10 protein-coding genes are annotated in these 11,492 nt (G+C 59.9%); 6 read left to right on the forward strand and 4 right to left on the reverse strand.

The window, feature by feature from the left end:
* Positions 1 to 254, reverse strand: a 254-nt coding sequence (locus FJ398_20530) for a type II secretion system protein (protein MBM3840301.1), incomplete at its 3' end; no start/stop codon positions are given.
* A gap of 177 nt (positions 255 to 431) precedes the next feature.
* Positions 432 to 2,663 carry a primosomal protein N' gene (priA, locus tag FJ398_20535; GenBank protein ID MBM3840302.1) on the reverse strand — a complete coding sequence of 744 codons (2,232 nt, stop codon included), beginning with the start codon at positions 2,661 to 2,663 and terminating at the stop codon, positions 432 to 434.
* 588 nt (positions 2,664 to 3,251) lie between these two features.
* Here priA and FJ398_20540 point away from each other — a divergent pair.
* Both FJ398_20540 and FJ398_20545 read left to right on the forward strand, forming a co-directional pair.
* On the forward strand, positions 3,252 to 4,016 hold the full coding sequence (locus tag FJ398_20540) for a prepilin-type N-terminal cleavage/methylation domain-containing protein (protein MBM3840303.1): 765 nt from the start codon (positions 3,252 to 3,254) through the stop codon (positions 4,014 to 4,016).
* Between the two features lie 13 nt (positions 4,017 to 4,029).
* Complete coding sequence (locus FJ398_20545) at positions 4,030 to 4,425, forward strand: hypothetical protein (protein MBM3840304.1); 396 nt, start codon at positions 4,030 to 4,032, stop codon at positions 4,423 to 4,425.
* Between the two features lie 137 nt (positions 4,426 to 4,562).
* On the opposite strand, the gene FJ398_20550 is transcribed toward FJ398_20545, so the two are convergent.
* Positions 4,563 to 5,255, reverse strand: coding sequence for a YfiR family protein (locus FJ398_20550; protein MBM3840305.1), 693 nt, complete (start codon positions 5,253 to 5,255; stop codon positions 4,563 to 4,565).
* A 145-nt stretch (positions 5,256 to 5,400) separates the two neighbouring features.
* A complete protein-coding gene (locus FJ398_20555; protein MBM3840306.1) occupies positions 5,401 to 8,073 on the reverse strand; it encodes a hypothetical protein in 2,673 nt (890 codons plus the stop codon).
* Positions 8,074 to 8,181: 108 nt separating this feature from the next.
* On the opposite strand from FJ398_20555, the gene FJ398_20560 reads away from it, so the two are divergent.
* From FJ398_20560 to FJ398_20575, 4 genes are read left to right on the forward strand one after another with little or no spacing between them, the layout of a single operon-like run.
* On the forward strand, positions 8,182 to 8,841 hold the full coding sequence (locus FJ398_20560) for a phosphatase PAP2 family protein (protein MBM3840307.1): 660 nt from the start codon (positions 8,182 to 8,184) through the stop codon (positions 8,839 to 8,841).
* Between the two features lie 3 nt (positions 8,842 to 8,844).
* Entirely contained in the window at positions 8,845 to 10,350 is a 1,506-nt protein-coding gene (locus FJ398_20565) for a glycosyltransferase family 39 protein (GenBank protein ID MBM3840308.1), read from the forward strand.
* A complete protein-coding gene (locus tag FJ398_20570) occupies positions 10,347 to 11,039 on the forward strand; it encodes a glycosyltransferase family 2 protein (protein MBM3840309.1) in 693 nt (230 codons plus the stop codon). Before FJ398_20565 ends, FJ398_20570 begins: the two co-directional genes overlap by 4 nt.
* Positions 11,032 to 11,340 (forward strand): hypothetical protein, encoded by a 309-nt coding sequence (locus tag FJ398_20575; protein MBM3840310.1) that lies wholly within the window; start codon positions 11,032 to 11,034, stop codon positions 11,338 to 11,340. The genes FJ398_20570 and FJ398_20575 overlap by 8 nt, the downstream gene beginning before the upstream one ends.
* Positions 11,341 to 11,492: the final 152 nt, after the last annotated feature.

The following is an 11,492-nucleotide window of genomic DNA, read 5'->3' on the forward strand; positions in this document are numbered from 1 at the left end:
TCGCCCCAGCCTTTGTGCGCCGGATAACTGTCGTTGGAATCCTCCGCGTATAAGTGAAAACCGATGCCGATCTGGCGCAGATTGCTCACGCATTTGACCTGGTTCGCCTTGGCCTTGGCGCGGGACAGCGCCGGCAAAAGCAGGCTCGCCAACACAGCAATGATTGCGATGACGACGAGCAGTTCGATCAGCGTAAAGGCGGACCAGTGTGAACGGGCGAGCAACCGGGAAGAATCACGAAGGCGTGCGCTCATAGAATGTCAGCCTTAATACTCCAGTTGCACGGTTTTGCAAGGGCGCGAGCGCCGTTTCGAACCGCGCATCCGGCGCTGCTGTCCGTCTCAACTACGCACGGATAACCGCGGATGTCGCGGAGGAGCGCGGATAAAAGGCGGCTTATCCGCGCGCTCCACGAAATCCGCCAGTCGAAATTAAGTCAGGCTCACGGGATCAATATCCACCGTGAGGCGGATGTCCTCGGGCAAGGGAAGTTTCTGGAGCACTGAAGGCAGCTTTTGGCTGAGCTGGCTCATCCGCAGCGTGCGCAGCATGATCTGGTAGCGGTAAAACGTTTCCGCGCGGAGCAACGGAGCCGGAGCGGGGCCGGCCATCACCAGGTCTTTCATCTCCCGGAGACTCCTCTCGATCTCGCGCGCCACGTGCTCGGCCAGGAATTTGACCTTGTCCTCGTTGCGGCCTTTCAAAGTCAGCATCGCCGCACGCGTGACGGGCGGATACTTGAGCTGCGCGCGGAACTCAATCTCCTGTTCGTAAAACCCGTTGAAGTCATGCCGGCGCGCATATTGGATGGCTGGGTGAAAGGGCGTGAACGATTGCACGAAAACCTCGCCTTCGACGTCGCCCCGGCCCGCGCGCCCGGAAACTTGCGTGAGCAATTGGAAAGTCCTTTCTCCCGCCCGAAAATCCGGCATGTGCAGGCTGAGATCAGCATAAATGATCCCGACGAGCGTGACGTTCGGGAAATGGAGGCCTTTGGCGATCATTTGCGTGCCGACCAGAATATCGATCTTCCCGGTCCTGAAACTCCCCAGAAGGCGGCGGAAATCGTCCTTGCGCTTCATGGCATCGGAATCCATGCGCGCGATGTTGGCCTTCGGGAAAAGCTTTCCCAGCGTTTCCTCCACCTTCTCCGTTCCCAATCCGAGGTAACGGATCGCGGGACTTTGGCAGCGGCGTTCGGGACAAACCGTCGGCGCAGCGGCGCTGTGGCCACAGATGTGGCAGCAGATTTGTTCCAGATGCCGGTGATACGTGAGCGCCAGGCTGCAATTCGGGCACTCGGCCACGTAACCGCACTTCGGACAAAGCATCGACGAAGCGTAGCCGCGGCGGTTCAGAAAGAGCATCACTTGCTCCTTCTTTTCCAGCCGCTGCGTGATCGCCTCGCGCAAGGCGCGTGAGAAAATGGGCACGCCTTTGCCGTCGCGCGCTTCGTTGCGCATATCGATCACGCGGACGAGCGGGAGCTTCTGGTCGTCCACGCGCGAACGCAATTCGAGCAGCGCGTATTTGCCTTTTTGCGCGTTGTAGAAACTTTCCAGCGAAGGCGTCGCCGACCCCAGGACCACGACCGCGCCTTCGTCGAGACCGCGTTTCACCGACACGTCGCGGGCATGGTAACGCGGCGCTTCCTCCTGCTTGTACGAATGCTCGTGCTCTTCATCCACCACGATCAAACCGAGCGGATCGACCGGCGCAAAGATCGCCGAACGCGCGCCGATCACAATGCGGGCCCGGCCTTGCCGGATCTTGTGCCACTCGTCGTGGCGTTCGCCCGCGGACAGGTGGCTGTGCAAAACGGCGACGAGCGTTTTGAGCGGACCGGAGCTGAAACGCGCTTTGAAGCGCTCCACCGTCTGCGGCGTCAGCGAAATCTCCGGCACGAGCACGATTGCGCCTTTGCCCTGTTTCAAGGCGTGCGCGATAGCCTGGAGATAAACCTCGGTCTTGCCGCTGCCGGTGACGCCGTGGAGGAGGAACGTGGAGCGTGGGGCGTGATTCGTAATCACTCGGTCCAGCGCGTTGGTGATGTGCGTCAGCGCGGCGGCTTGTTCGGGGTTGAGGGCCAGGGGCTGGGTGGGAAGGATGACTTCGTTCGCGTACGGGTCGCGTTCCGAGATTTCATGTTCGATGGTGACCAGGCCCAGGTCCTCCAACCGGCGGGCTGTGGCGGCGGTGGTTTCCGCCAATTCAAGCAGCTTCTGCAGCGGCACGGATTTCCACTCCTGGACGATTCGCCAAACGTCCTGCTGGCGCTTGGTCAATTTCGGCAGCGGATCAGAACCGGGGGCCATCCGGATCACGAGTCGCTCCCGCCAGCCTTTCTGTTCTTTGCGGACGGTGTCGGGCAGCACGCTGCACAGGGCAACTTCGAGGGGACAGCAGTAATACTCGGCGATCCAGCGCGCGAGATTGAGGACGCGCGGCGTCACCAGGGAATGCTGCCCGATGACCTTGAGAAGGAAGCGAAGGTTCGTGTGAGGCGATTCCGTGACAATCGCCGTGACCGATCCCAGCACCTGGCGCGTCGCGAACGGAACTTTGACCCGGCAGCCGACCTCGACCTGCGCCTCCATCTCGGGCGGCACGCGGTAATCGAATTCCTTGCGGACGGCGATGTCCAGAGCGACGCGGGCGATCATGACAGGTTGAGTTGGCCAAGAGAGCGAGTTTGCACTCTGAAACCCTCGTTTCACCGCGATTTCACTGCAATCGTCGCAGAATTCAAGCGCGCATCCTGCAAATCTTCACTTAAGTCGCTTGAGTGGGGCGAGGGCTGGGCGAGGGCTCCCGCCGAGCCAATGCCATCGACGAAGAAGGGAAGATCCATGCGGTCAAAGCCATCGGGCCGGCCGGAAGTTCTTACGGCGTGAAAGCCATTTCGCCCGAAGGCCGCGTGTACGACATCAAGGCATCAAGATGACTTCGGAGCGAGAAGAAACCAAAGTGCATGGGGTATCTGTCGCGGCGCACATCCAAGCGCGCCCCAAGCTCCCGAAGCGCCAAAGTGAGTCTCAGAAGGGCGCATCGTAGCATGCCTCCGGAGTGCCGGTCTCCGACCCGGCACGCATCGGGGCGGCAGGAAAATCGCGCCGGATCGGAGACTGGCGCTCCGAGGTTCATGGGCAGAACTGCTGCGCGGATCCAGCCCCGGAGAAAGCTTGATTAGGGGACGAGCCGGGGCGATAAATAAATCAAGAATCAATCAACCATCAGGATCCAGACACACCATGAAATCGCTCTTTGCCTTCATCCTCCCGCCACGAAACCGAGAGCGTGCCGGAGCGCGCGCGTTCACGTTGATTGAGTTGCTCGTGGTCATTGCGATCATCGGCATCCTGGCCGGCATGCTTTTGCCCGCCCTGGCCAAGGCCAAGGAACAAGCGCAGCGCACCAAGTGCATCAATAACATGAAGCAGGTGCTGCTTTCCACTCACCTTTACGTCAACGACAACACCGATTTCATGCCGTACACGTCGTGGAGTTCCGGCGCGACCAAAGTGCCGAACTGGTGCTACACGCGCTACCGGGTCGCCACCCCCGCGGATGATCGAGTCAATGAAGGCCAGCTCTATCAGTATCACAGCGTGAGCAACCTGTATTGGTGCCCTCTGGAGAAGACGAACAACGCTTTCTTCCGGCAGCGCGAGATGCAGGTCAGCAGTTACGTGATGAATGGGGCGGTCTCCAGTTACACCACCAGTCCTCCCGGCAAGCCGCAATACACCACTTGGAAAATCACCGAGTTCAGACCGGATGCCATGGTCTTTTGGGAAGCGGACGAACGCCAGCCCGCCAATTACGACAACGTGGCCAGCCGGCCAGACGAAGGCGTCACCCAACGGCACAAGAACGGTGTCGTCATGGGCATGTTCGGCGGCCAGTTCGAATACATGAGATACCTCAAGTATTACGAAGAGGCCGGGATTGGAGGCTTCCGAGGCGCGCGCCCCGGCCGATTCTGGTGCAATCCCGCAACAAGAACCGGCGAGTAACCCGTTGATTGACATGAAAACAATCTCCCCTCTCAAGACTCCGTCGATCTTGGCAGCCCTTGCCGCGGCGCTGATCGTTTGTGGCTGCAGCAAATCCGGCGACGCGGTTCCCCAAGCGAACACCCCCGAACAGGCTGCGGCCGGCCTGGATCAAACTTTCGCCACCGCCCCGCCCGAAGTGAGGAATAACGTTTCCGCCGCGTCGGAGGCCTTGCGCAAGGGGGATTACGAAAAGGCCGTCGTCACTCTCCACCAGGCGCAGAAGGCCGAAGGCGTCACCCTGCAACAGGGAATCGCGATCCACAATTCGAGCGTGCTTCTCGAAGGGGAACTCATCAAAGCCATCGAACGCGGCGATCCGCGCGCAAAAGCCGCTTACGAGCTGCTCCGGCGGTCGAAGCGGAATTGAGTGGCTCTTCGGCGCTGGAACGCGGATCATGAGCCGCATCGCGAAGTTCTGCCGAAGAAGTAACCGCATGGCCGTGAGGTGAAGATAGTACAGGGGCAATGGATCGCTTAGCGAAACAGAACCAACTCTCGCGAGACTCAGGGTTCTGTGATTTCGGACACCGTCAGCAAACTCGAATTGATGACAAGACCGCCGCGCCGCGCCGCGGCGTTGTTGATGTGCGGCTTGATGTGATTCTTTCGTCTGAGAAGGCTGATCATGCCTCCTTGCTGAGTAAAATCATCTTGATCGGAAACGGTTAGGATCGGTTTCCCCCGAGCCCAGGTTAAGGCCCGTTGAACCTCTCTTCGGTCCGGCAAGTTGACATACAAAATGTGGCACTCGCTTAGGTCCGCCACCGATTCAAAGCGCACGACTTTGACCTGGCGCCCGTCCACCTTTTTGTCCAGCAAGTTTTCCAGAGCTTGGCGGAAGGGGTCTGGTCCCAGGATGCCGATCAGCAGCGGGGCGTTCGTCGTTGCGAACGCGTCCTCCGGCCATTTGACATAATATGGGAACCACTGGAGCAGAGCAGCCTTGATGCGTGGTTCGCGAGACACGTCGGCCGCGGCGTGCGTGTGTTCTTGGAAAACGATCAAAAGTCCCAAGGCGAGAATCAGCGTCTGGCAGCGCCACACCAAGCCGAAAGGATGCAGCGGCCGGTGGAGCGACGCTCCTGCGGAGCGCTTCCTTCCCTGGATATCCGGGCTCGGCAGGAGTCTCGCCCCAATGACGAATCGACGCGCCAGCCTTCGGCCGCACGGTCGCGGGCAGGCAAGGCCATTCCCCATTTTGCAATTCGGCCGCACTTTGAAGAATCCTCAAAACGTCCATTGCCGAAACACACCCAAAGACACGAAAGGGCCTTCTCCACTACTTTTTTGTGCTCTTTGTGCTCTTCGTGGCTAACTAAACTAAACTAAACTAATCACGGTTTCACCGCGCTTTGCCCTGGGCTGGCTTTTTGACCGGTTTCGGAGTTTTGGAGGAGGCTGGTTTCTCTGACGCCTCGAATTTCTTTTTGAGTTCGTCCATCTCTTTCCGCAAATCCCGATTCTGCTTTCTCAATTCGAGCACCTCGTCGCGGATCTCTCTCAAATCGTCCGCCGGTTTCTTCGCGGCGCGCAGCGCGGTCAAGGCTCTCTCCGCGGCGCCGCGCTGGGGGCTTTCTTTGGCCGCTCCCGCGAATGTTTGCAGCAAGGGAATCGCCTGCGGGTCTTCCAGAGTTCCCAGCGCGCGGATGGCGGCGAGTTGGACGTTTCTCTGCTTCGACCCGGCAAACAACGCAACGAACTCGCGCACGGCATCCTTTTCGTTTTCGTTCCGGGCCAGATGCGCAAGCGCGTCCAGCGCCCGGCCCAGGCCGAAGCTGGAGAACTCCGATTGACGCCGCCGGATGGCGTCGAGCAACGGAGCGATATAGCGCGGATCATCCTGGGTCCGTAGCGCTGTGACCGCCGCGTCAGCCAGTTCGTTGCGATACGAACTGGAGTTCAAGAAATCCAGGAAGATCTTCTCCACTTCGGGCTTGCCGTAAGCCGCCAGGGCGCCCAAGGCGTGCGATAGAATGTCCGGGTTCTTCTCCTGTTTGAGCACGCGTTGCGCCGCGGCCGCGGCCTCTTCCCGGTAAAAACCGGCGAGCGCCACGACGACTTGCTGGCGCGCACGCGCGTCAGGCTGATTGAGCGAATCGATCAGCGCGGCAAAGGCCTCGTCCGTGTGAATCGCGCGGAGCGCACGGGCGGCTTCCGAGCGCACGCCATGAAACGGATCGCTTTGGAGCGTTTCCTTCAGCCTGGCCACCGTTGTGCGGTCCTTTTTCGCGCGCAATTGTTCGATTGCAAGCAGACGGCCTACCATGTCGTCTTGGTCTGCCAGTTGGGCGTGCAGCATGGCGTCGGGCAGGTTGAACTTGATTTGAGCCAAGACGGTGAGGTTTGGATCGACCCGGACAATCTCCGGCGCTTCCGGGAGCGGAAAATAAAAGTCCTCAGACTTTTGTCTGACCGTGATCGCGCGGTCGAAGGCGCCGGCCTTGCTCTTGAACCGGATCGTGAGCGGGAAATTGAAGAGCAACACGTTCGCGCTGAGCTTTTGAGTCTGCGCAATGGAAACCTTAGCGAGCCTGGCCTTGGCGTCCCAACGGTAGCTCACTTCCAGTTCCGGATGGTGCGCGTGATAAACCCATTGGTCGAAAAACTGGTCAAACGAGCGCCCGGACAACTCCTCGATCACCGCGTTGAGATCCTCCGTGACGACGTTGCCGTATTGGTGGCGCTCCAGGTAGGTCTTGATGCAACGCCGGTACAAGTCTTCCCCGAGTTGCGACCGCAGCATGTGCAACACCCAGCCGCCTTTCGGGTAAGCCAGGTAGTTGAATTGTTCGTTCGGCGAATCGTATTGCCGATAAACGATGGACCGCGTGTCGTTGGTTTGTTCGAGAATCCCTTGCGCGCTGGAGTAAAGGCCGTAGAGCATCGAGTCGCGGCCGTTTTTCTGCCCGTCGTAAAGATGCGCGTAGTAGGTCGCGAAGCCCTCGTTCAGCCAGAGGTGGCTCCAGTCTTTGCAGGTGACCAGATCGCCGAACCATTGATGCGCCAGTTCGTGAGCTACGAGCCCGTCGCTGTCGCGAATGTTCTCCGTCGCCGCCGTGAAAAGCGTTTGATCGGTCAGCGTGGTGAGGCTCGTGTTCTCCATCCCGCCCGCGACGAAGTCCCGCACGCAGACCTGATCATATTTCGCCCACGGATACGGCACGCCGATCTCCCGCTCGAAAAAAGCCATCATGTCCTTGGTATTCCGAAACGAATTCGTGGCCTGGTCGATCTCCGAAGGCGGCGCGTGAAACGCCATGGGGATGTCTCTGTATTTGTCCTCGATCTTCTTGAAATAACCCGCCACGAGCGAAATCAGGTAATTGACGTGCGGTTTGTCCTGGAGCCAGCGCACGGCCTTCAGTCCCGTGGCCGGATCCTTTTCCTCCGAAACGAGCCGGCCGTTCGACATCACCACCATGCCTTCCGGCACGCGGCAAATCACTTCGGACGTGAATTTTTCGTTGGGCGAATCGTAGCACGGGAACCAATGGCGCGCTTCGATCGCTTCGCCTTGCGTCCAAACTTGCGTCTCGCCTTCCTTGTAGCCCATCTCCGGCGTCCGAAAGTAAAGCCCTTGCGTCGGCTCGGCCGCATGCGCGACGGTCACGCGGGCTTCCTTGTCCGCGGGAATCGGATGCTCAAAAGTGATGATGATCTGTTTGTCCGTGACCTGAAAACTCTGCACCGTTTCGGTCGAGGTGATGGAATGGACGACCAAATCAACCGCATCGAGCCGCAGTTCGGCGAGCGGTTTGGCAATCGGCTTGAATTTGATCGTGGTCTTGCCGGAGACGGTGCGTTGTTGGAAGTCTGGCGTCACATCCAGCGTCAGGTGAAGAACGTCCATCTCGCGGCTGGGCGCATATTTCCGGTGGTCCGCGGAGTCAACCGGCGCGAGAAAAGTCCGGGACTTGAAACACTGCAGCTCCGAAAGTTCAAAGGCGTGGAGGGAGAACAGCGAGACCGAAGCGGCGGGAATGGCAATCCAAAGGAGAATTCTCTTCGTGTTCATGCAGCGTTTTTCTACACCAGTCAGCCGGGACCCGCACACCAAAACACACTTTTTCCGTGTCTAATCGAGGCGCTGTCGTCTAAGCTTTCACGATGCGTTTCTTCACCCATGCTTAGCCTGCTGCACCGGGCGGATCTGTGGGTGCTCTACCTGGTCAATTCAGACGGAGCGAATCCGTTTTTGGACGGCTTCATGGCCTTCGTGACCGACTTCGGTTTCTGGCGATGGCCGATCCTTGCCGCGGCCATCGCGCTGGTGCTTTGCGGCGGGTATCGCGCGCGCCTGCTCGTCGTCCTGACGCTCGTGTCGGTGCTGGTTGGAGAAGGAATCAATGGACCCCTCAAACACTTGGTGAACCGGCCACGCCCCCACGAGCACCTCGCCAACATTCGGCACGTGGCTCGCAGCGGAGTTCAGATGTCGGCCCCAGGTCCCGTGGAGAAAGGGCGCTCAATGCCGTCGAGCCACGTCGCGAACAACGTGGCCTTCGCCGTCCTGGCCGGCGCGATCTATGGCCGCCGGGGACGTGTGGCTTGGCTCGTCGTAATGGTCGTCGCCTATTCGCGGATCTACATTGGCAGTCATTATCCGAGCGACGTGCTGGCGTCGCTGATCCTGGCGTCGGGCTATAGCCACGCGACGCTCTTGGCAAGCCGTCGGCTTTGGCGCAGGCTCGGTCCGAAGTGGATGGCTGGATGGTACTGCCGATATCCAGACCTGCTTCCCGGCCTGCCAAGACCCGTCGCTCATGGGGATCTAACGTCGTAACGAATCTGCCCTGTGCCTCGACGCGTCATCGCCTTTCTCGTGCTCGTCACAGTCTTCCGTCTCTGGTTCTGCACGCAGCTCGAACTGGTCGGCGACGAAGCCTACTACTGGCTTTGGTCGAAACACCTCGATTACGGATATTTCAGCAAGGGTCCGGGTGTCGCGTGGACGATTGCCGCCGGCGCCTGGATCTTTGGCGACACTGTTCTTGGCATTCGTTTTTTTGCGGTGCTGCTGGCCGCCGGCACGGGAGCTTTGCTTTATGTCCTCGCGCGAACGCTGGTTTCCGAAGCGGTCGCGTGGGCTTGCCTGCTTCTGAGCAGTGTCATTCCACTCTTTGCCGTGGGCAGCATCCTGATGACGATCGATCCCTTGAGCGTTTTCTTCTGGGCGCTGGCGGCGGTTCTCTTCTGGCGGGCCAAAGACCAGAACGGTCCGCTCTGGTGGATCCTGACCGGCGCCGCCGTGGGCCTGGGAAGTCTGTGCAAATACACCAACCTGGCGGAGATCGTTTCCTTTGCGCTCTTTTGTGGATTGCACCGGGATTACCGCCCCCACTTCCGACGATTCACGTTTGCGTCGATGGTCTTGATGGCGCTCGCGATGTTGACCCCGGTTCTGATCTGGAACTATCAGCACGGCTGGGTAACGGCGCAGCATCTGGCGCATCGCGGCGCGCTGGATCGGGCGTGGCGATTTTCACCGGGGGAATTCTTTCAATTCGTGGGGCAGCAAGCCGGCGTGATTTCTCCGCTGGTGTTAGCCGGCATTCTCGTCGGCGCCGTCTTGCCCGGGAGGTCGAACCACGCTGCCGTTGAATCAGGCGGAATCAGAGAGGGAGTCAATTCAACAGACCATGGGCGGCTGGAGTTCCGTTTTCTGCAAACGCTCTTCTGGCCGTTGTTCGCGCTCTACACCGTCTTGAGTTTAAACGATTCGGGCCAGCCGAACTGGACGGCGCCGTGCTACGTGGCCGGCGTCATCCTCGGAGTCAGCCACTGGATCCCGCGCGTGCGCGAGAAGAAATGGGCGCGCAACCTGACGGCGGTGGCCGTGGCGCTGGCCCTTCTCGAAACGATTGTCCTGCACGACACATTCTGGCTGAACCTGCCGCCGCGCCGCGATCCGCTCACCCGCGTTCGGGGATCGGCAGATCTGGCGCGTCAGGTCGCGGCGCTGCAGGAACAATTCGGCGCGCAATTCGTCATCGCGAACAAATACGCCTACGCCAGTTTGCTTGCGTTTTACCTCCCACGGCCAACCGAGACATTCCTCCCGCACTCGGTTCGGATCGAAAATCAATTCTCGTTTTGGCCCGGCTACCGCAAGCAGTTCGCGGCGGCGTCCGCGATTTTTGTCTCGGATTCCGAGGAAATCCCCGCTCAACTGCGAGCCGATTTCGCCATCGTGGAACGGATCCAAACAACCGAATCCATGCACCGCGGCCGCCCGATCAAGAAGTTTTATCTGAGCCTTTGCCGGGAACTGAAGGCGAAACCCAACGAATGAAGATCAGTATCGTCATTCCCTTTTACAACGAGGAAGAAAATGTTCAGGCCGTGTTGCGGGAAGTGCAGCAGACCCTGCCCGAGGCCGAAATCATCGCGGTCAACGACGGCAGCCGCGATCGCACCGCCGAAATGATCCGAAGCTGCGCGGGCGTGCGCTTGATTTCGTTTCCGCGCAATCTCGGCCAAAGCGCCGCGCTTTACGCCGGGCTGATTCGCGCCCGGAACGAGATTTGTGTAATGATGGATGGCGACGGCCAGAACGATCCCGCGGACATCCCGCGGCTTGTGGCCGGCCTCGACCAGGCCGATCTCGTTTGCGGGTATCGCGACCAGCGGCAGGATTCCTGGCTCCGGCGCGCGGCGTCGCGGATCGCCAATACCATCCGGCAGGCGGCGCTGCGCGACGGCATCCGCGACACCGGTTGCACGCTCAAGGCTATGCGCACCGCTGACGTGCGGCATCTGGTTCCTTTTAACGGGCTGCACCGGTTCATCCCGGCGCTGCTTCGAGGGGCCGGCTTGCGAGTGTGGGAAATTCCCGTGAACCACCGGCCGCGAAAGTTCGGCGCGTCCAAATACACCCTGGCGCGGCGCGCCTGGCGCGGTTTGCGGGATTTGATCGGCGTTCGCTGGCTTCTGGCGCGACAGATTGCATGGCCCAGGAAGGAAGAGATCGAACATGAATGAACCCATTCTCTATTTTGCCGGTGTCGTGATCACTCCGTGGAAATTGATCGGCTACACCGGCGTGTTCCTCTTCGCGGGACGTTGGGCGGTGCAAGTCGCGGCGTCGCGGGCGTCGCAGCGGCCGGTCTTGCCCAGGCTGTTCTGGTACTTGAGCATCCTCGGCAGCTTGCTGCTCCTGCTCTACTTTATCTTCGGCAAGAACGACTCCGTCGGCGTTTTGTCGAATCTGTTTCCGCTGTGTATCGCGTGCTACAACTTAATGCTGGACTTCAAACAAGAAGCCCGACCTGCCCAATCGTGAGGCGTCCCAACCTGTACTCGTCCCGTGAGAGCGTGTCCGAAAATTCCGCGGGGTCCTGTTTTCGCGCCAAAGGCCGGATGGCGAGGCGCGACGAAGGAGAATATCCTCCCTGGATCTTCGACTGAGGAGCAACGAAGCCAGGCGGCCTTTGG

The sequence above is a fragment of the Verrucomicrobiota bacterium genome, from assembly GCA_016871535.1.
Taxonomy (GTDB): domain Bacteria; phylum Verrucomicrobiota; class Verrucomicrobiia; order Limisphaerales; family SIBE01; genus VHCZ01.